At 67.8% G+C, this 18,763-nt stretch carries 19 protein-coding genes; 12 read left to right on the forward strand and 7 right to left on the reverse strand.

What is annotated here, in order from left to right:
* Positions 1–6: 6 nt before the first annotated feature.
* A complete protein-coding gene (gene hppD, locus ACVOMH_RS03590; protein ID WP_481551065.1) occupies positions 7–1,116 on the reverse strand; it encodes a 4-hydroxyphenylpyruvate dioxygenase in 1,110 nt (369 codons plus the stop codon).
* Positions 1,117–1,241: 125 nt separating this feature from the next.
* Here hppD and ACVOMH_RS03595 point away from each other — a divergent pair, with 125 nt between their 5' ends.
* A complete protein-coding gene (locus tag ACVOMH_RS03595) occupies positions 1,242–1,736 on the forward strand; it encodes a MarR family winged helix-turn-helix transcriptional regulator (protein WP_054659311.1) in 495 nt (164 codons plus the stop codon).
* 13 nt (positions 1,737–1,749) lie between these two features.
* Here ACVOMH_RS03595 and ACVOMH_RS03600 read toward each other — a convergent pair whose 3' ends face one another.
* The 4 genes from ACVOMH_RS03600 to ACVOMH_RS03615 form a co-directional block, all read right to left on the reverse strand.
* A complete protein-coding gene (locus ACVOMH_RS03600) occupies positions 1,750–2,862 on the reverse strand; it encodes a hypothetical protein (protein ID WP_481551066.1) in 1,113 nt (370 codons plus the stop codon).
* A 140-nt stretch (positions 2,863–3,002) separates the two neighbouring features.
* Positions 3,003–3,599, reverse strand: coding sequence for a thioredoxin family protein (locus ACVOMH_RS03605; protein ID WP_481551067.1), 597 nt, complete (start codon positions 3,597–3,599; stop codon positions 3,003–3,005).
* A gap of 10 nt (positions 3,600–3,609) precedes the next feature.
* Positions 3,610–5,121 carry a peptide MFS transporter gene (locus ACVOMH_RS03610; RefSeq protein ID WP_057506062.1) on the reverse strand — a complete coding sequence of 504 codons (1,512 nt, stop codon included), beginning with the start codon at positions 5,119–5,121 and terminating at the stop codon, positions 3,610–3,612.
* 276 nt (positions 5,122–5,397) lie between these two features.
* Positions 5,398–6,258, reverse strand: coding sequence for a tryptophan 2,3-dioxygenase (locus ACVOMH_RS03615; protein ID WP_054659870.1), 861 nt, complete (start codon positions 6,256–6,258; stop codon positions 5,398–5,400).
* A 285-nt stretch (positions 6,259–6,543) separates the two neighbouring features.
* Here ACVOMH_RS03615 and pdhA point away from each other — a divergent pair, with 285 nt between their 5' ends.
* From pdhA to ACVOMH_RS03650, 7 genes are all read left to right on the forward strand, one after another.
* Positions 6,544–7,632, forward strand: coding sequence for a pyruvate dehydrogenase (acetyl-transferring) E1 component subunit alpha (pdhA, locus tag ACVOMH_RS03620; protein WP_481551068.1), 1,089 nt, complete (start codon positions 6,544–6,546; stop codon positions 7,630–7,632).
* Complete coding sequence (locus ACVOMH_RS03625; RefSeq protein WP_057506063.1) at positions 7,625–8,704, forward strand: alpha-ketoacid dehydrogenase subunit beta; 1,080 nt, start codon at positions 7,625–7,627, stop codon at positions 8,702–8,704. The genes pdhA and ACVOMH_RS03625 overlap by 8 nt, the downstream gene beginning before the upstream one ends.
* A gap of 1 nt (position 8,705) precedes the next feature.
* Positions 8,706–9,059, forward strand: a complete 354-nt coding sequence (locus ACVOMH_RS03630) for an SH3 domain-containing protein (protein WP_054659864.1) — start codon at positions 8,706–8,708, stop codon at positions 9,057–9,059.
* Positions 9,056–10,396, forward strand: coding sequence for a dihydrolipoamide acetyltransferase family protein (locus ACVOMH_RS03635; RefSeq protein ID WP_481551069.1), 1,341 nt, complete (start codon positions 9,056–9,058; stop codon positions 10,394–10,396). Before ACVOMH_RS03630 ends, ACVOMH_RS03635 begins: the two co-directional genes overlap by 4 nt.
* A 173-nt stretch (positions 10,397–10,569) precedes the next feature.
* Complete coding sequence (locus ACVOMH_RS03640; protein ID WP_481551070.1) at positions 10,570–10,911, forward strand: hypothetical protein; 342 nt, start codon at positions 10,570–10,572, stop codon at positions 10,909–10,911.
* Between the two features lie 28 nt (positions 10,912–10,939).
* Positions 10,940–11,326: a VOC family protein gene (locus ACVOMH_RS03645; RefSeq protein ID WP_481522644.1), complete on the forward strand. Its 387-nt coding sequence runs from the start codon at positions 10,940–10,942 to the stop codon at positions 11,324–11,326.
* Between the two features lie 51 nt (positions 11,327–11,377).
* Complete coding sequence (locus ACVOMH_RS03650; protein ID WP_481551071.1) at positions 11,378–12,136, forward strand: SDR family NAD(P)-dependent oxidoreductase; 759 nt, start codon at positions 11,378–11,380, stop codon at positions 12,134–12,136.
* A 21-nt stretch (positions 12,137–12,157) separates the two neighbouring features.
* Here the strand turns inward: ACVOMH_RS03650 and ACVOMH_RS03655 are convergent, their stop codons facing one another.
* Complete coding sequence (locus ACVOMH_RS03655) at positions 12,158–12,790, reverse strand: Rossmann-fold NAD(P)-binding domain-containing protein (RefSeq protein ID WP_481551072.1); 633 nt, start codon at positions 12,788–12,790, stop codon at positions 12,158–12,160.
* A 114-nt stretch (positions 12,791–12,904) separates the two neighbouring features.
* Between ACVOMH_RS03655 and ACVOMH_RS03660 the strand changes: the two genes are divergently transcribed.
* Genes ACVOMH_RS03660 through ACVOMH_RS03670 form a run of 3 tightly spaced genes read left to right on the forward strand, consistent with a single transcriptional unit; the run spans position 12,905 to position 15,717 of the window.
* On the forward strand, positions 12,905–14,449 hold the full coding sequence (locus ACVOMH_RS03660; RefSeq protein WP_481551073.1) for a GGDEF domain-containing protein: 1,545 nt from the start codon (positions 12,905–12,907) through the stop codon (positions 14,447–14,449).
* A gap of 55 nt (positions 14,450–14,504) precedes the next feature.
* Complete coding sequence (locus ACVOMH_RS03665; RefSeq protein ID WP_481522640.1) at positions 14,505–15,044, forward strand: RNA polymerase sigma factor; 540 nt, start codon at positions 14,505–14,507, stop codon at positions 15,042–15,044.
* 10 nt (positions 15,045–15,054) lie between these two features.
* On the forward strand, positions 15,055–15,717 hold the full coding sequence (locus tag ACVOMH_RS03670) for a hypothetical protein (protein WP_481551074.1): 663 nt from the start codon (positions 15,055–15,057) through the stop codon (positions 15,715–15,717).
* 157 nt (positions 15,718–15,874) lie between these two features.
* Here ACVOMH_RS03670 and ACVOMH_RS03675 read toward each other — a convergent pair whose 3' ends face one another.
* Positions 15,875–16,786 carry a DUF808 domain-containing protein gene (locus tag ACVOMH_RS03675; RefSeq protein ID WP_481551075.1) on the reverse strand — a complete coding sequence of 304 codons (912 nt, stop codon included), beginning with the start codon at positions 16,784–16,786 and terminating at the stop codon, positions 15,875–15,877.
* Between the two features lie 179 nt (positions 16,787–16,965).
* Between ACVOMH_RS03675 and ACVOMH_RS03680 the strand changes: the two genes are divergently transcribed.
* The gene (locus tag ACVOMH_RS03680; protein ID WP_083468518.1) at positions 16,966–18,618 is read left to right on the forward strand and encodes an ABC1 kinase family protein; all 1,653 of its coding nucleotides are present in this window, start codon (positions 16,966–16,968) and stop codon (positions 18,616–18,618) included.
* Positions 18,619–18,763: the final 145 nt, after the last annotated feature.

Below are 18,763 nucleotides of genomic sequence, written 5' to 3' on the forward strand. Positions count from 1 at the left end.
GTAACGTTACAGCACGCCGCGCTTGATCTGGTCGCGCTCGATGCTCTCGAACAACGCCTGGAAGTTGCCTTCGCCGAAGCCTTCGTTGCCCTTGCGCTGGATGATCTCGAAGAAGATCGGACCAATGGCGTTGGTGGTGAAGATCTGCAGCAGCTTGCGCTGCTTGGTCTCCGGATCGGCATCGATCAGGATCTTGTTCCTGCGCAGACGCTCCACGTCCTCGCCGTTGTCCGGGATGCGCAGGTCGACCACGTCGAAATAGGTGTCCGGCGTGTCCAGGAACTGGATGCCACGCGCGCGCATCGCCTCGACCGTGTCATAGATGTTGTCGGTGAAGCAGGCGATGTGCTGGATGCCCTCGCCCTTGTAGGCGTCCAGGTATTCGTTGATCTGGCTCTTCGGATCGGAGGATTCGTTGAGCGGAATGCGCACGATGCCATCCGGTGCGGTCATCGCCTTGGACACCAGCCCGGTCTTGGCGCCCTTGATGTCGAAGTAGCGGATCTCGCGGAAGTTGAACAACCGCTCGTAGTAGTCCGACCACTGCTGCATGTTGCCCAGGTACAGGTTGTGGGTCAGGTGGTCGATGAAGGTCAGGCCGAAGCCGGCCGGGTTCTGCTCGGCGCCTTCGATCGGCTCGTAATCGGTGTCGTAGATGCTGCCGGCGGCGCCATAGCGGTCCACCAGATACAGCATGCAGTCGCCGATGCCCTTGATCACCGGCGCCGGCACCGCGCGGGTGTCGGCCAGCAGGGTCACTTCCTCGGCGCCGTTGCCGATGGCCGCGGCCAACACCTCGGCCGCCGGCTTGCCGAAGCGGATCGCGAAGCCGCAGGCGCACGGACCGTGCTTGGCGGCGAAATTGGCGGCGAAGGAATCCGGCTCCTCGTTCACGAGGAAGTTGACGCCGCCTTGACGGTAGACGGTAATAGCACGCTGCCGGTGGCGGAGCACGGCAGTGAATCCCATGTTCTGGAAGTAGTCGTGCAGCTGGGCACCTTGCCCGGCCGGTGCGGCAAACTCGACGAACTCGAACCCGTCGATGCCCATCGGGTTTTCGAAGGTGGTGACCTGCATGCCCAGATTGGGCGCGTGGGTGGCGCTGGGGGTATTCATGAGTTGGCTCCGGAAGCAGGGCAGTCGCCGGTCACCGGCGAGCTAGACAGGAAGGCCCGCCCGAACGGGGGCCTGGACCGAAGGTTATAGTTTCACATGAAACCACCATCAAGGTGCACTGCAGCATGAGCTCTTCCGATTACAGCAAGTCCACCAGCATCCGTGCCTCGCACGTGTTGCTGGATCTCGAGCAGTTCCTGCCTTACCGCATCAGCGTGTTGTCCAACCGGGTCAGCGGCAACATCGCCCGGCTGTACGGCGAGCGCTATGGCCTGGCCATCCCCGAATGGCGTGTGATCACGATCCTGGCGCTGTACCCGGGCTCCTCGGCCAGCGAGGTGTCCGAGCGCACGGCGATGGACAAGGTCGCGGTCAGCCGCGCCGTGGCGCGCCTGCTGGAACGCGGTTTCATCAAACGCGAGACCCACGGCGATGACCGCCGGCGCTCGGTGCTGGCGCTGTCGGCGGCCGGCTTCGAGGTCTACGAGACCATCGCACCGCTGGTGATCGAGATGGAGCGGCGCCTGATGTCGGTCCTCACCGAGGAGGAAGAACAGGGGCTGGAACGCCTGATCACGCGCCTGGCCGAGGCCGGCCTGGCACGCATGAACGAGGCTTGATCGCCATCGGCGATCAGCTCAGGTACTTGCGTCGCGCATAGATCCATGGCGCGGCCAGCGCGGCGATGGCGCCTCCGGCAAAACCCAGCGCCGAAGCAACCGCGGCCGCTTCGATCTGACCGGGCAGGGCCAGTGCTGCGATCACCAGCAAGGCCGCCGGCAGGCCGATGAACGAAGCCAGGAAAAAGCGCCAACGCGGCACCCAGGTGTGCAGCTGCATCAGACTTGCGCTGGCCCAGGCCTCGCCGGCTTTGCCACGTCTTATTTTGTCCACCAGTTTGACCAGATCGACTTCGACCACGCCACGACCGCCGCGCATTCGCGCCAGCTCGGCGCCAACGTCGGCCGCTTCCGGCCACTGCGCCGGCCAGGGCTGTGGCGCGACGACGCCATAAGCGGTCAACACCGGCAAGGTCAGCGACGGGGCCGACAGCGCGCGCAGTCGGCGGTTGTCCAGCACGCACCAGATCTGCGTCATGCCATCGACCGTCACCTGGTACAGCGCCAGTTGCGCCGCTTCCGGATAGGCCAGCGTCGTCACCCGCGCGGCCATCGACTCGACGCCCAGCGCGCGCAGGAAGCCGACCCGGCTGCGTCCCTCCTGCGCCCAGGCCAGACCGAGCGGCGAGAGCAGCATCACTTCGGCCTGATCGGCGCTGCCTGCCGTTGCCCGCTCGTCGGCCGCCAGATAGACCGCCAGGGACTTCGGCTCGGCCACCTCGGCACGGCTCCAGCGGTGCGATTGGCCAAGCAGGAATTTCAGTGGCACCCGCGCCGGCACGGTCTCGCTGCGCACCGCATCGGAGGCGAACGGCAGCACCGAGGCGACGAAGGCACGCAACTCGTTGCCCGGGTGCGCGCTCCATTCGGCCGGCAACAGGCCGGACAGCAGGCCGTCGCGCACCAGCGCATCGATCCGTTCTTTCTGTTCGACCAGCCGGGTGATCGCCGACTGCAGCATGATGTTCGGCGGTGAGGCGGCCAGCGGCAGGCGGTAGCGCGGCACGTCCTGCGGCATGTCTGGCGTTTCATCCAGCAGTGCTTCCACCGTCGGCAGGTTCACACCGGCGGCCTCGGCAGTGGCGGATTCGTCAAGCGCATCAACAGGAGGCGGAGCAGCGTGCATGCGGATAGGGCCGGCGTCCCCGGCCGGATGCCGGGCTATCTTTCCGATAGCGGCCGGGGTGCACGGAAATGAAGCCCCGGCGTGCCCCCAATAAAAAACGGCGCCTTGCGACGCCGCTGTGGTTGCCGGTTACCGCACGCCTAGGGCGTGGCCGGCGGGGCCCACTGGCGGAGGAACGCCTCGAAGCGCGCGCGATCGTAGCCCTTGCCCTTTTCCAGCTCGCCGGTGAACTGCGAGTGCAGCAGCCGGCCGTCGGCGTCGAGCACGAACAGGTGCGGATAGCCGGAAATCCCGGGGAAGCGCGACAGGAACGCGACGTTCTCGTTGTCCTCGCTGTAATTGACCTTCATCCACACGTAGTTGGCATCGCGAAAGCGGCGCAGCTGCGAATCGCCTTCCATGAAGGCGTCAAGCAGGTGGCACCACGAGCACCATTCGCCACCGACATCCAGGATGATCCGCTTGCCACCACGCTGGGCTTCGACCTTGGCCGTTTCCAGATCGGCGAACGGATCCCGTGCCGGGTCGAACTGCGCATTGAGCCCGGCCACCGCGGCGATATCCGCCGCGGCAGGGGTATTGCCCGAAGCCACCGGCTGGCGGATATCGGCCACCGGCGGCTTCTGTTCGGAGGTGTCCAGCGGCTGCACCGCTGCCGGCGCGGCGGCCGGCGGCGGATTGCAGCCGGCCAAGGCCGCGGTGAGCAGCAAGGCAACCATCCCGGACAACCGCTTCATCGGCACCGCCTTACTTCACGCCGTGCATCAGCTTCTGGATCAGCGGCGCGATCAGGAACAGCAGCACGCCGGCGCCGATCAGCACCCAGAAACCGAAGGTGTAGCCGGCCTGCGCCGAGGCCACGGTCATGCCGCCTTCACCGCTGACGCTGCTGGCGAAAATGCCCGACAGGTTGTTGCCGATCGCGGTGGACAGGAACCAGCCGCCCATGCCGAAGCCGATCAGGCGCACCGGTGCCAGCTTGGTCACCATCGACAGGCCGATCGGCGACAGGCACAGCTCGCCGACCGACTGGATCACGTAGACCATGAACAGCGTCCAGAACGGGATCTTCAGGCTCTGCGGGTCCACCAGGCTGGACAGCGCGAACATCAGCAGTAGGAACGCCAGGCCGTTGAAGATGATGCCCAGGCCGAACTTGCGCGGGATCGACGGATTGGCCTTGCCCATCTTGACCCACATCCAGGCGATGACCGGCGCCAGGGTGATGATGGCCAGCGAGTTGACCGACTGGAACCAGCCCACCGGGAACGTCCAGCCGCCGAAGTCGCGCTGGACGATGTTCTGCGCCAGGAAGTTGAACGAGCTGCCGGCCTGTTCGAAGAACATCCAGAACAGCACGTTGAAGGCGAAGATGATCAGCATCGCGATCGCCTTGTCACGCGCCACCGCACCGTTGGCGAAGCCTTCGCGCAGGATCAGCACGCACAGGCCCACGAACAGGATCGTCAGCAGCACCTGCAGATTGTTGGCATCGATGGTCAGCAGGAAGTAGATCGCCGGAATCGCCACCAGCACCCCGAGCACCACCAGCAGCAGGCGTCCGAAACCTTCCGCGCCGGCCAGCGGACGGCCGATGCCCTTGAGCTGGGCGCGGCCAAACCAGAACCACACCAGGCTGATCAGCATGCCCACGCCCGAGGCGATGAACACCGCCTTGTAGGCCGGCATCTGCGAGGAGCCGCCGAACATGTTCTCGGCCAGCCAGCCGGTCAGGATCGGCGCGATCAGCGCACCGGCGTTGATGCCCATGTAGAACAGGGTGAAGCCCGAATCACGGCGCTCATCGCCGGTGGCATACAGCTGGCCGACCATGGTCGAGATGTTGGGCTTGAACAGGCCATTGCCGGCCACGATGGTGGCCAGGCCGATCTTGAACACCATCTCGTTCGGCACCATGACCAGGAACAGGCCGGCCGCCATCACCACCGCACCCAGCAGGATCGAGCGCTGGTAGCCGATCACCCGGTCGGCGACATAGCCGCCGAACAGCGCCGCCGCGTACACCAGCGCCAGGTAGGCGCCGTACAGCTTGCTGGCCGAGCCCTCACCGGCGGCGTCGCCGTTGAAGAACTGCGCCACGATGTACAGCGCCAGCGCCCAGCGCATGCCGTAGAACGCGAAGCGCTCCCAGAACTCGGTCATGAACAGCATCCACAGCGGACGCGGATGGCCAAGCGTGGTCTTGAACTCCGGCACGGGCGCCGGGGTGGATGCGGAATTCGGCGCGGCAGCGCTCATGCGGGACTCCCCTGAACAATTCGTTGGGTAAAGAAATCGGCCGGAACCGGCGCGACGGGCGAGGATCACAGAAGCGTCCGCTTCACGTCAAATAGAGGTTGCGCCGGTCAGGTCCCGGTCACGCACGGCCATGGCCGCCGCGCAAACCACCCGGCCGCCGCCGCAACCTCATGAATGCGCCGCAATGCCGCCAGCGCCCAGCGCGTGGCGGCACACCCCACCGCCCTCCGCCCGCGATGCGGGGCAACGGCGCCGGGGGGCTGCCCGTGGCCCGTCTCAGCCGTCGGCGCGGATACTGGTGCGCACTTCGAACAGTTCCGGGAAGAAGGTCAGCTCCAGCGCCTGGCGCAGGAAGCCCACGCCGGAGGAGCCGCCGGTGCCGCGCTTGAAACCGATCACCCGCATCACCGTGCGCATATGCCGGAAGCGCCACAGCTGGAACTGGGTTTCCAGGTCCACCAGGTCCTCGCACAGCGAGTACTCGCGCCAGTAGCGGTCGGTGTCCTGGTAGATGGTCTCGAACACCGGGCGCAGCGCCGGATCGCTGACATGCGGCCGGGTCCAGTCGTGGTCGTCGTAGGTGGCCGGGATGGCATGGCCGAAGCGCGCCAGATAGGCCAGGAACTCCTCGTACAGGCTGGGCGCCTCCAGCACTTCACGCAATTGCGCCTGCCCGGCCGGGTCGTGGGCGAACACGTTGAGCATGTCGGCGTTCTTGTTGCCCAGCAGGAATTCGATATAGCGGTACTGCAGCGACTGGAAGCCCGAGGAGGGCCCCAGCACGTCGCGGAAGCCCATGTATTCGGATGGTGTCAGGGTTTCCAGCACCGCCCACTGCTCGGTCAGCAGGCGCAGCACCTGCTTGGCGCGGGCCAGCACCTTGCGGCACTGCCAGACCTGGTCGCGCTGCAGGAAACCGCGCGCCGCGCGCAGCTCGTGCGCCAGCAGCTTCAGCCACAGCTCCGAGGTCTGGTGCTGGATGATGAACAGCATCTCGTCGTGGTGCGGCGGACTGGACAGCGGCTGCTGCGCCGACAGCAGCTGGTCCAGGCGCAGGTAACCGCCGTAGGTGAGCCGGCCCTGCAGATCGGTATGGATACCGGCTTCGAGCTCACGCTGGTTCTTTTCTACGGTCATCGGTCGTGCCTGTGCGCGGGGCGCAAAGCGTAACGCAGCCCGGCCATTGGCGGCGGCCCCGCGCAAACGGAAACGCAACACTTGCCAGCGCGCCCGGCGCGACAATGCGCACGCCCGACAACACGACTGAATAGGTTGAGTTTGTGGCGCCTGCCCCGTGGCTATCAACCCCGGCGGACGCTCGCACGGCGGTTTGTGCTGCGCCGCAGGACGGCTTTTCCGGTCCGAGTCCTTACCATGGGCAATTCCTATCATTTGAAACCATCTGTTCAAGGTGTTGATGCGATGACGGTTTCCGCCCAGTTCCAAATCGAATACCTGCAGTACCTGGATGCCGACGGCAACCTGGTCCGCAATGACCTTCCCGCCTCGCTGCGCGATGCGCGGGCGCTGCTGCCGATGTTCAAGCAGATGCTGGCCACGCGGGTGTTCGACACCAAGGCCGTGGCCCTGCAGCGCACCGGCAAGCTCGGCACCTTCGCCTCCTGCCTGGGCCATGAAGCGGCCCACGTCGGCATCGGTGCGGCGATGAAGCCCGGCGACGTGTTCGCCCCCAGCTACCGCGAGTACGGCGCCATGTTCATGCGCGGTGTACGCCCGCGCGACGTGCTGATGTACTGGGGCGGTGACGAGCGCGGCAGCGATTACGACCGCGACAGCGACGCGGTCCGCGACTTCCCGATCTGCGTGCCGATCTCCACCCAGTGCCTGCATGCGGCCGGCTCGGCGCTGTCGTTCAAGCTGCAGGGCAAGCCGCAGGTGGCGGTGACCGTGTGCGGTGATGGCGGCAGCTCCAAGACCGATTTCTACGCCGCGGTGAACTCGGCCGGCGCCTACAAGCTGCCGCTGATCCTGTGCGTGGTGAACAACGGCTGGGCGATCTCGGTACCGCGTTCGGCCCAGACCGGTGCCGAAACCCTGGCGCAGAAGGGCATCGCCGGTGGCCTGTTCTGCCTGCAGGTGGACGGCAACGACCTGATCGCGGTGCTGGCGGCGATGGAACAGGCGCGCGAACGCGCCCTGGCCGGCAACGGCGGCACCGTGCTGGAACTGCTCACCTACCGCCTGTCCGATCACACCACCGCCGACGACGCGCGCCGCTACCGCGATGACGCCGAAGTGAAGGCGGCCTGGTTGAACGAGCCGATGCTGCGCCTGCGCAAGTACCTGACCGCACAGGGCGTGTGGAGCGAGGAGGAAGAAAAGAGCTGGATCGCCGAATGCGGCGCGCGCGTGGACGAGGAGGTCAACGCCTACCTCAACTGCCCGGTGCAGCCGGTCGAGGCGATGTTCGACTACCTGTATGCCGATCCGCCGCCGGACCTGCTGGCCCAGCGCGCCGACGCCATCGCCCTGGAGCAGCGCCATGGATGATCTCAAGCGCACCGCCCCTGAATCCACCGCCGGCCACGACGCCGGCACGGCGCACAGCGCCGCCACCGCGCGCGGAGAAGAGCCCATGACCGCAACGCCCATCACCCTGATCGAAGCGGTGACCCAGGCCCTGGCCTGGGAAATGGAACACGACCCCTCGGTACTGGTGCTGGGCGAAGACGTCGGCGTCAACGGCGGCGTGTTCCGCGCCACCGCCGGCCTGCAGCAGCGCTTCGGCGCGCAGCGCGTGCTGGACACCCCGCTGGATGAAACCACCATCGCCGGCCTCACCGTCGGTCTGGCCGCGCAGGGCATGAAGCCGGTGGCCGAGGCCCAGTTCGACGGCTTCGTCTACCCGATGGTCGACCACGTGATCTGCCATGCCGCGCGCCTGCGTTACCGCACCCGTGGCCGCCTGCACTGCCCGATGGTGCTGCGCGTGCCGTGGGGCGGCGGCATCCGCGCGCCCGAGCACCACAGCGAAGCCAACGAGGCCATCTTCACCAACGTGCCGGGGCTGCGCGTGGTGCTGCCGTCCAGCCCGCAGCGCGCCTACGGCCTGCTGCTGGCCGCGATCCGCGAGCCGGATCCGGTGATCTACATGGAGCCCAAGCGCATCTACCGCCAGTACAAGGAAGTGGTCGCCAATGACGGCGAGGCACTGCCGCTGGACGTGTGCTTCGTGCTGCGTGACGGCACCGACGTGACCCTGGTGACCTGGGGCGCGCAGGTCAAGGAAGCGCTGGAAGCGGCCGACAAGCTGGCCGGCGAAGGCATCAGCGCCGAGGTCATCGACGTGGCCACGCTGCGTCCGCTGGACTTCGCCACCATCGCCGAATCGGTGGCCAAGACCGGCCGCTGCGTGATCGTGCAGGAAGCGCCCAAGACCGCCGGTTTTGGTGCCGAGATCGCCGCGCGCCTGGCCGAGGAATCGATGTACGACCTGCTGGCCCCGGTCGAGCGCGTCACCGGCTACGACACCCACATCCCGCTGTTCCGCCTGGAGATGAAGTACCTGCCGAGCGTGGAGCGGATCGTGGCGGCGGCCAAGCGCGCCGTGGCGGCGGGCTGACATGCGGGCACGCCTGCATGGCAGTCACCGCAACCAGTACCGCAACCCGGTGCAACTGCGCACCGGACAGATCGTCGAACTCGGTGTCCGCGACGAGGAATGGCCGGCCTTCGCCTGGGTGAAAACCGCTGAGGGCACCGCTGGCTGGGCCCCGGCCGACTGGTTGCGGCCGCTGGGTGACGGCCGCGCCGAGGCCTTGCGCGACTACAGCGCGCGCGAGCTGGACGTGGACCGCGGCGAACAGGTGCGACTGCATCACGAACATGGCGGCTGGTGGTGGTCCGAACGCGCCGATGGCGTGCAGGGCTGGCTGCCGGCCCGCGAACTTGAACTGCTGGAAGAGAACTGCACATGAGCCAGACCAAGAGCTTCAACCTGCCCGACCTGGGCGAAGGCCTGCCGGACGCCACCATCGTCGAATGGTTCGTCAAGGAAGGCGATGTGATCCGGCTGGACGAGCCGCTGGTGTCGATGGAAACCGCCAAGGCGGTGGTCGAAGTCCCCTCGCCAGTCTCCGGCAAGGTGCTCAAGCTGGCCGGCGCGGCCGGTGACATCGTGGTCACCGGGCACATGCTGGCGCACTTCGAGATCGACCCGAACCTGCCGCAGCGTGCCGAAGGCCAGGACACCGGCCACCACCACGGCGCCCCGGCCGAAGCCGCGCCGGTGCCGGTGGCTGCACCTGCCCCGGCGGCAGCCGCCGCCGAACGGGCCGATGAAGGCACCGTGGTCGGCGCGATGGTCAGCTCCAACGCCGTGCACACCGAACAGGCCGTGGCCGTGGGCGGGGTCAAGGCGATGCCGGCGGTGCGGGCGATGGCGCGCAAGCTGGGCGTGGACCTGACCCGCGTGCGCGCCACCGGTGCCGACGGCGCGGTGACGATGAACGATGTGAAGCAGGCCGCCGCGGCCGGCACCGCCAAGGTCGGCGCCACGCCGATTCCTGCTCCGACGGCCGCTGCCCCGCTGGTCGCCGCGCGGGCCCAAGTCTCCCGTACGCCGCTGTCGGCCGCCGGCAAGCCGATGCGCACCGCCCCGCCGGGCATGGTCGCCAAGGGCCAGCCGGAACCGCTCAAGGGCGTGCGCCGCAACATGGCCCGGGTCATGGCCGACGCGCACAGCAAGGTCGTGCCGACCACGCTCAATGACGACGCCGACATCCATGCCTGGATGCCGGGCAACGACATGACCTCGCGGCTGGTGCGGGCGATCGTCGCCGCCTGCCAGGCGGTGCCGGCGATGAACGCCTGGTTCGACGGTGACACCCTCACCCGCACCCTGCACGCGCAGGTCGACATCGGCATCGCCGTGGACACCGATGACGGCCTGTTCGTGCCGGCGCTGCGCAATGCCGACATGCTCGACGCCCGCGGCGTGCGCGAAGGCATCAACCGCCTGCGCCAGCAGGTGGAAGACCGCTCCATCGCCCCGTCCGAGCTCAGCGGCTACACCATCAGCCTGTCCAACTTCGGCATGTTCGCCGGCCGCTATGCCACCCCGGTGGTGGTGCCACCGTGCGTGGCGATCGTTGCCGCCGGGCGCGCCCGCTTCCAGCTGACCCCGGTGATGGGCGGCGTGGAAACGCACAAGGTGATCCCGCTGTCGGTGACCTTCGACCACCGCGCCTGCACCGGTGGCGAAGCCGCCCGCTTCCTGCGCGCGATGATCGACGATCTGGCCCTGGCCCACTGAGCAGTTTGTTTGCAGCAAGACTTCAGCCCGCAGCAATGCGGGCTTTTTTTGGGGCGGAGGAACCGGGCCTTGCGTTGCCGATGGCGCGGGCACCGCGTTTCGCACTGTCACCCCGGTCTGCGGTCACGGCGCTAGGATGCGCACATCCACCTCCACCTGCGACGGTACGCCTGATGAACAGCTGGATCTGCAGCAACTGCAAGGAAGCCAACGAAGGTCACTTCGAACAGTGCTGGAACTGCGGCACCCATGCCGACGGCTCGGCGCCGGAACGGCCATTCCGGCCCGAGGCCAGCGCGCCATGGCTGCAGCCGCCGCGCCTGATCCAGTGCCTGCGCTGCCCGGGCTCGCGGATGGAGTTCATCGGCCGCAAGCGCTTCCACGAAGGTTCGCAGGCCATGCCGTTCCTGCTGGGCGATCTGGGCGAACTGTTCGTCAACCGCGAGGAGTTCGAGCTGCATGCCTGCCCGGCCTGCGGCAAGGTCGAGCTGTTCCTGTCCAACCTGCCCCGCTGAGCGTCGCCACCCGACCGGGAGTATCGCCATGAGCCACCGCAGCCGTCTGGCCGGTTTCATCATCGATTGCCAGGACACCGACAGTGATACCGCCGCGGCCTTCTGGAGCGCCGCACTGGGCCTGCAGGCGCTGCCGGCCGAGACCGACAGCGACGGCGCGCAGTACACGCGGTTGCGCGATGCGCCCGGTGAGCTGCAGGTGGAAGTGCAGCGGGTCAGCCACCCCTCGCGCGTGCATCTGGATATCGAGGCCGACGACATCGACGCCGAAGCCGACCGGCTGGAAGCACTGGGCGCGCGCCGCATCGGCTTCGTCAAACGCTGGTGGGTGATGGAGGCGCCGACCGGCCACCGCTTCTGCGTGGTGGCGATGAAGCATCCGGCGCGCGGACAGACCCCCAACACCTGGGAGTAACCGCGCCGGCGCGCCGATAATGGCAATCACTTTTCCGCTGGAGATGCCCCGATGTCCGATTCCTCCCTTGCCGGCGCCCGGGTGCTGGTGGCCGGCGGCAGCCGCGGCATCGGTCTGGCCATCGCCGCGGCGTTCGCCCGGGCCGGCGCGCGGCTGTCGCTGTGCGCGCGCGGCGCCGAGGGCCTGCAGCACGCGCGACAGACACTGCAGCGCGAGGGCGCACCGGTGCATGTGCAGGCCTGCGACCTGGCCGATCCGGCCCAGATCCAAAGCTGGGTGGAAGCGGCGGCCGCGGCGCTGGGCGGCATCGATATCGTCATCAACAACGCCTCCGGGTTTGGCAACGGCAATGACGATGCCAGCTGGCAAGCCGGCTTCGAGATCGACCTGATGGCCGCGGTGCGGACCAATCGCGCGGCGCTGCCATACCTGCGGGGCAGCACGATGCCGGCGATTCTCAACATCAGCTCGATCAACGCCTCGGTGCCGACCCCGCGTGCGGCCGCCTATTCCACCGCCAAGGCCGCAGTGAACTACTACACCGTGTCGCTGGCCACCGAACTGGCGCGCGAACGCATCCGCGTCAATGCACTCGCACCGGGATCGATCGAGTTCCCCGACGGCCTGTGGGACCGCCGGCGCAGCAGCGAGCCGGCGCTGTACGAACAGATCCGCGCGAAGATTCCGTTCGGCGGTTTCGGCGATGCCGGGGATGTCGCCAGCGCGGCGGTGTTCCTGTGCTCACCGGCCGCCCGCTGGATCACCGGCCAGGTGCTGGCGGTGGATGGCGGCCAGTCGCTGCAGGCGTAAGCGCCACGCCGGGTAATCGGTTCAGGCCAGCGCCGCCGCGCCGACCACCTGCTCTCCCGGTGGCGGCTGCAGCGCCGCCTGCACCAGCGCGGTGGCGATATGCGCGGCCGGATTGATCCGCCAGCCGCGCGGCAGCACCGGTGCCAACGCGCCCAGCACCACGCCGGCCAGATGCTCCGCCGGGCGACGCTCACGGCGCTGCCCGCCGATCAGGCCCGGCCGCACCAGCGTCAGCGAGCTGAACCCCAACGCGCGCAGATCCCGCTCCAGCTCGCCCTTGACCCGGTTGTAGAACAGCGGCGAGCGCGCATTGGCCCCGGCGGCCGAGTTCAACGCGAACACCTCGCAGCCCTGGCGCTTGACCGCCTGCGCGATCAGCAGCGGATAGCCGTGGTCGATCTGCCGGAACACTTCACGCGAACCGGCCTGTTTAATCGTCGAGCCCAGCGCACAGATGGCCGCGTCCACCCGCCACCACGGCGCCTCCAACGGCAAGGCGGCGAAGTCGTGTACCGGATTGAGCAGCCGCGCGTGGCGCATCGGCAGCGGCCGCCGCGTTGGCGCCACCACACCGCTGCAGCGCGGATCGTCCAGCAGCTGCCGCAGCACCTGCGCACCAACCAGTCCGGTCGCGCCCGCCAGCAATACCCGCATCAGTTACCTCCCGTGATCGCTTGCCGTTCAAGCAGGCGCCCACCTTGCCGATAATGGGGGTTGCTTACCACCTTCCCGGCGCCAGCGCGCCCGCTTCCTGCCCGGACTCCCGCAATGGCCGACAGCACCGAGACTCCCCTTCCCCGCGGCGCCGGGCTGGGACGCATCCTGTCACGCCGGCAGGCGGCAAGCGCCGAACCGGCGGTGAACAGTCCACGGCCGGCCGAGGGCGCCCAGGGCATGGCACAGCTGCAGCTGCTGTTCGCCGCCGCCCGCGAGCCCGAAGCGCTGCTGCACGCCTTCGCCCAGGGCATGGCCACGCTGCCCGGCGAGCTGGGCGACATGGGCCAGCGCCTGCACAGCGCCCAGGCCGAGCGCGACTGGGAGCGCTATGGCCGCCTGCTGCGGCAACTGATCGACAAGTACATCCGCACGGTCGAACTGGACACCACGCCATCGGCGAACGGCGATGCCGCCAAGCTGCGCGACCTGCTGCGCAACACCCTGGATGCGGTGCTGGCCGGCTTGCTGGTACAGGCGCCGGAACTGCAGCAGCACACCGAACGGATGGGCGCCGAACTGCGCCACTGGCAGCCGGGCCAGTCGCTGGCGCCAGTGGAGCAGCAGCTGCGCGAGCTGTGCCACCAGGTCGGCGTGCGCAGCGAAGGGCTGCAGGAACAGCACGACCTGCTGCTGAACCTGTTCGATCTGCTGCTGGAAAACATCGCCGAACTGCTCGAGGGCGGCAGCTGGTTGCAGGGGCAGATCAGCGCGGTGCGCCAGTTGCTGGGCGGCCCGCTGGATCGCAGTTCGCTGGAGCACACCCGCAACGACCTGCGGGAGGTGATCTATCGCCAGGGCCTGCTCAAGCAGGGCATCGACGCCTCCAAGACGGCGATGAAGGAGTTGATGATCGATTTCGTCCAGCAGGTGGACGGCATGGCCACCGATACCGGCGATTACCACGACCGTCTGGCCAGTTACGCCATCTCGGTCCGCCAGGCACGCAGCATCGCCGATCTGAGCCAGCTGCTGCAGGACGTGCTGCAGGACACCGCGCGCGTGCAGGCGCAGGCGCTGCGCGCGCGCGACCACCTGGCCAATGCCCGGGCCGAGGCGGTCGCCGCCGAGCAGCGGGTGCTGCAACTGGAACGTGAACTGGAAGAAGTCGGCAGTCAGCTGCGGACCGATCCCCTGACCGGGGCACTCAACCGGCGTGGCCTGGAAGAAGTGCTGGGCGGGGAACTGCGCGCCGGCACCACGCCGCTGAGCGTGGCGATGCTGGACCTGGACCACTTCGGCCAGACCAACGCGACCCACGGCCATGCCGGCGGCGATCAGGCGCTGCGGCAACTGGTGGCGGTGATCCAGCATCGGTTGCGCGGCCGCGATCATATCGCCCGGCTGGGCGGCGACGAGTTCGTGCTGGTGCTGCCCGAGCTGGGCCGCGGGGCGGCGTTGGAAACGGTGCAACAGCTGCAGACCGCACTGGTCCAGCGGCCATTCCTGCATGAGGACCAGCGCGTGCAGGTCCGTTTCAGTGCCGGCGTCGCCAGCGCGGTGGCTGGGGAAACGGCCGATGCGCTGCTGCAGCGCGCCGACCGTGCCCTGTATGCCGCCAAGCGCGGCGGCCGCAACCTGGCGATCCTGGCCGACTGAGCGGCAAGTTGGACAAGGCTGTGATATTTCCTGCGCTGGTGCGAATCATCAGGGCATGGACACCATCATGATGGCCGGGACGAGCGAGGATCTGCAGCAGCGCTTCGCCGCGCTGCTGGCACAGCATCAGGGCATCGTGCTCAAGGTCGCCCGCGCCTATTGCCATGACAGCGAGGAGCGCAGGGACCTGCTCCAGGAGATCAGCATCCAGGCCTGGCGCGCGTTCCCCGCCTTCGCCCCGGAGCGCGCGCAATTCAGCACCTGGCTGTACCGCATCGCGCTGAATGTGGCGATCTCGCAATTGCGCCACCAGCGCCTGCGCCTGCATCACCACCGCGATGTCGATGCCGCGCGCATCGACGACCTCGCCGCGGTGGCCGACAGCGCCGAGGATGCGGCCAGTCTGGCCCAACTCAATGCACTGATCCGCAGCCTGCCGGCCCTGGACCGCGCCTTGCTGCTGTTGCACCTGGACGACTGCAGCCACCGCCAGATCAGCGAGGTGCTGGGCCTCAGTCCGGGCAATATCGCCACCCGCCTGCACCGCTTGCGCCAGCAACTGCGGCAGCGGCTCAACCCATCCCCCGACCGCTGAGGACACGCGCATGGAACTGGACGATCTCAAATCCGCCTGGGCGCAGCAGGCCCGGCGTCTGGACCAGATCGAAGCGCGGGCGCTGGAGGCCTGGCGTGAGCCGCGTCGCCGCGACGTGCGCAAACGCCTGCGGGGATTCAGCGCGTTGCAGCTGCTGTGGCTGGCGGTGTGGATCGTGGTCACCGCACTGGCCGCCCGCTTCTGGATCGAGCATCGGCAGGTGCCGCATCTGCTGCTGACCGGACTGGTCTTGCACGGCTACGGCATCGCCGCGATCTGGGTGTCGATCACCCGCGCGTTGCTGTCCGCGCGCCTGCAGTACACCCAGGCACCGGTATTGCAGCAGCTCACCCGGCTGGCGCAGCTGCGCCGCTTCACCGCCCTCACCGAGCTGGCGCTGGGGCTGCCGTGGGCCTGTCTGTGGCTGCTGGCCACGCAGTGGCTGTGCGTGCAGTGGCTGGGGTTGGATCTGTATGCGATGGCGCCGCGCTGGTTCCTCGCCACACTGGGGGCAGGCCTGGTCGCGGCAGTGGCCGGCAGCGTCCTTGCGCACTGGGCGCTGCACCGGGTACCCGCCTCCCATTGGCTGCACCGCGGATTCGAGGCCCTGTCCGGGCAATCACTGGCCCGCGCCCAGCAGGAACTGCGCGAGCTGCAGGACCCGCTGCACTAGCCCCGTTCCGTGCATGGTCTGTCCCAGGCCGGGCTTCGTCCTGTTTGGCGAAGCCGTGGTTCAGGGGACACGTCGGTGCTGATCGCGCCCACCGGTGTCGCAGGGCGCGGGCCGGCGCCGGCACCGGCACCGGCACCCATCACGCCATCATTCGTGCTCAGTGCGCCGGCTTGCCGCCGCCGCGCAGCCGCTGGAACAGGGTCACCGCCACCAGCACCAGCGCGCCGACGCCGATGCCCACCACCACGCTGCCCAGCGCGTTGGCCAGCCATTGCAGATGCGCCGGCGCCAACCCGGTCACGAAGTGGTGCAATGCCGGAATCGCATGCACCAGGATGCCGCCGCCGACCAGAAACATCGCTGCGGTACCGGCGATGGACAGGCCGCGCATCAGCCACGGCGTGGCATACAGCAGCCCGCGTCCGAACGCGGCCAGCGTGCGGCCCTTGTCCAGCAGCCACATGCCCAGATCATCGAGTTTGACGATGCCGGCCACCAGGCCGTAGACGAACACGGTCATCGCCAGCGCGATCACCACCAGCGTGGTCACCTGCTGGCCGAACGGGGCAGTGGCCACCACTCCCAGCGACAGCACGATGATTTCGGCCGAGAGGATGAAGTCGGTGCGCACCGCCCCCTTGATCTTGTCCTTCTCCCAGGCCACCACGTCGGTCTTCTCGTCGGCCAGCGCGCGGGTCAGCTCGGCCTTGTGCGCGTCGTCCTCGTCCTTGGAGTGCAGGAACTTGTGCGCCAGCTTCTCCACGCCCTCAAAGCACAGGAAGGCGCCACCGATCATCATCAAGGGCGTGATCGCCCACGGCAGCCAGGCGCTGATGGCCAGCGCCGCCGGCACCAGGATCGCCTTGTTGACCAGCGAGCCCCTGGCCACGGCCCACACCACCGGCAACTCGCGGTTGGCGCTCACGCCGGTCACCTGCTGCGCGTTGAGCGCCAGATCGTCCCCCAGCACGCCGGCGGTCTTCTTGGCCGCCACCTTGGTCAACAGGGAAACGTCATCAAGCAGTGTGGCGATATCGTCGAGCAGGGCAAACAGGCTGGCTCCAGCCATGGGCACACCGTAGGAATGGGACAGGCGGCGATTTTCACCTATTCAGCGCCTGCCGCGCGTGAGGCCGTGCGTGTTCACCCCTCTACCACCCGGCGCCGGCCACACTGGCCCTCCCTTCTGCCCGGAACGCCTCCTTGACCGAGCCATCCAGCGATACCACCGCGACCACTATCGGCGGCATGAGCCGACGCCAGCAGATCGTGCGCCTGCTGGTGCGCTACCGGAACTCGGGGGTGTTTTCCGGCCTCCAGCTTGATGGCGAACTGCCGCGTCTGGACCGGATTCCCGCCACCGACAACCCCACCCAGTTCGTGGCCGATCTGGAGGCGCTCGGCACCACCTTCGTCAAACTCGGGCAGGTGCTGTCCACGCGACCGGACATGATTCCGGCCGAGTATGTGACCGCGTTGGAGCGCATGCAGGAAAAAGTGGCGCCGATTCCGGCCGAACAGATCCGCGCGATCATCGAGGAAGACCTCGGCGCGCCGGTGGCCAAGCTGTTTGTCTGGTTCGACCCGGAACCGCTGGGCTGCGCTTCCATCGCCCAGGTGCATCGCGCCGAACTGCGTGATGGCCGCCAGGTGGCGGTGAAAGTGCAAAAGCCCGACGTGGCCGCGCAGCTGCGTTCGGATCTGTCGGTGTTGCGCAGCTTTGCCACCGCCGCCGACCACCTCACCCGGGTCGGCCGCAAGGTGCGCTTTTCCGACTGGCTGGACGAGTTCGCCAAAACGTTGCGCATGGAGCTGGACTACGAAACCGAAGCGGCCAATCTGGCCCGCTTCGGCCAGCATCTGGCGCCCTATCCGGAGCTGACGGTTCCACAGCCGGTGTGGGACCTGTGCAGCCGCCGGGTGCTGACCATGGAGCTGGTGCAGGGCGTGCGGGTGGATGCCATTCCACAGGTGCGGCGCACCGAGCAGTCGATGGAGCCGCTGGCCGCAGCGCTGATCCGCGGCTACCTGGACCAGATCTTCGTCCATGGCGAGATCCACGCCGATCCGCATCCGGGCAATCTGCGCGTCACCCCCGAGGGACAACTGGCCATCTTCGATCTGGGCATGGTGGCGCATGTGCCGCCGCGGCTGCGCGAGCGCCTGCTCAAACTGCTGTTTGCCGCCATCGACGGCCGTGGCGAGGAAGTGGCCGATGAGATCATCAGCATCAGTACGCGGCTGGAGGATTACGACGAGGAGCGCTACCTGCGCGAGACCGGGCAGATGATCGCCCGCTACGCCGCCAATGGCACCATGTCCGAAGGCCATGTGGTGCTGGAAGTGGTGCGCATCGCCACCGCCAGCAACCTGCGCACCCCACCGGAGCTGACCCTGCTGGGCAAGGCACTGCTGAATCTGGAAGGCGTGTGCCGCGTGCTCGCGCCGGCGATGAATACCCGTGGTGTGGTCGAAAAGCAGCTGCAGCATGTGATGCGCGCGCGCCTGAAAAAGTCGCTGTCGGTGGCCAATCTGGCCAGCGAGGCGATGGAGATGCAGCAGCTGCTGCGCAACGGGCCGCGGCGCCTGACCGACATCCTCAGCCTGGTCGCCGAGAACCGGCTGCAGATGAAGGTGACCGGGCTGGAAGAATCGCGGCTGATGGAGAACATCCAGAAGGTCGCCAACCGCATCGCCGCGGCCCTGATCACCGCCGCGCTGCTGCTGTCCTCGGTGCTGTTGATGCGGGTTCCCACGCGCGTGACGCTGTTCGGCTATCCGGCCTTCGCGATCCTGCTGTTCCTGGTGGCGGTGGTGATCGGTCTGGGGCTGATCCTCAGCGCCCTGCTGTTCGACCGGCGCACGCGGGCCCGTGCGCACGAGGAACGCGGACATCGCTGAGCCGGAATGACGCCGCCACCGCCACGCTCATGGCACGGCGGCACGGCAAACTGTTCCGCCGGAAAAAACATTCCAGTCAGGTTCGCGCAGGCACTCTGCTGACATCCCTCCGTCACATGCATGACACCGCATGATGGCAGGGAGC

The organism is Stenotrophomonas sp. STEN013 (assembly GCF_056760355.1).

Bases quoted from the DNA above. Each gene is read 5' to 3' on its own strand.
- hppD (WP_481551065.1), bottom strand. From the start codon at position 1,116: ATGAATACCCCCAGCGCCACCCACGCGCCCAATCTGGGCATGCAGGTC.
- ACVOMH_RS03595 (WP_054659311.1), top strand. From the start codon at position 1,242: ATGAGCTCTTCCGATTACAGCAAGTCCACCAGCATCCGTGCCTCGCAC.
- ACVOMH_RS03600 (WP_481551066.1), bottom strand. From the start codon at position 2,862: ATGCACGCTGCTCCGCCTCCTGTTGATGCGCTTGACGAATCCGCCACT.
- ACVOMH_RS03605 (WP_481551067.1), bottom strand. From the start codon at position 3,599: ATGAAGCGGTTGTCCGGGATGGTTGCCTTGCTGCTCACCGCGGCCTTG.
- ACVOMH_RS03610 (WP_057506062.1), bottom strand. From the start codon at position 5,121: ATGAGCGCTGCCGCGCCGAATTCCGCATCCACCCCGGCGCCCGTGCCG.
- ACVOMH_RS03615 (WP_054659870.1), bottom strand. From the start codon at position 6,258: ATGACCGTAGAAAAGAACCAGCGTGAGCTCGAAGCCGGTATCCATACC.
- pdhA (WP_481551068.1), top strand. From the start codon at position 6,544: ATGACGGTTTCCGCCCAGTTCCAAATCGAATACCTGCAGTACCTGGAT.
- ACVOMH_RS03625 (WP_057506063.1), top strand. From the start codon at position 7,625: ATGGATGATCTCAAGCGCACCGCCCCTGAATCCACCGCCGGCCACGAC.
- ACVOMH_RS03630 (WP_054659864.1), top strand. From the start codon at position 8,706: ATGCGGGCACGCCTGCATGGCAGTCACCGCAACCAGTACCGCAACCCG.
- ACVOMH_RS03635 (WP_481551069.1), top strand. From the start codon at position 9,056: ATGAGCCAGACCAAGAGCTTCAACCTGCCCGACCTGGGCGAAGGCCTG.
- ACVOMH_RS03640 (WP_481551070.1), top strand. From the start codon at position 10,570: ATGAACAGCTGGATCTGCAGCAACTGCAAGGAAGCCAACGAAGGTCAC.
- ACVOMH_RS03645 (WP_481522644.1), top strand. From the start codon at position 10,940: ATGAGCCACCGCAGCCGTCTGGCCGGTTTCATCATCGATTGCCAGGAC.
- ACVOMH_RS03650 (WP_481551071.1), top strand. From the start codon at position 11,378: ATGTCCGATTCCTCCCTTGCCGGCGCCCGGGTGCTGGTGGCCGGCGGC.
- ACVOMH_RS03655 (WP_481551072.1), bottom strand. From the start codon at position 12,790: ATGCGGGTATTGCTGGCGGGCGCGACCGGACTGGTTGGTGCGCAGGTG.
- ACVOMH_RS03660 (WP_481551073.1), top strand. From the start codon at position 12,905: ATGGCCGACAGCACCGAGACTCCCCTTCCCCGCGGCGCCGGGCTGGGA.
- ACVOMH_RS03665 (WP_481522640.1), top strand. From the start codon at position 14,505: ATGGACACCATCATGATGGCCGGGACGAGCGAGGATCTGCAGCAGCGC.
- ACVOMH_RS03670 (WP_481551074.1), top strand. From the start codon at position 15,055: ATGGAACTGGACGATCTCAAATCCGCCTGGGCGCAGCAGGCCCGGCGT.
- ACVOMH_RS03675 (WP_481551075.1), bottom strand. From the start codon at position 16,786: ATGGCTGGAGCCAGCCTGTTTGCCCTGCTCGACGATATCGCCACACTG.
- ACVOMH_RS03680 (WP_083468518.1), top strand. From the start codon at position 16,966: ATGAGCCGACGCCAGCAGATCGTGCGCCTGCTGGTGCGCTACCGGAAC.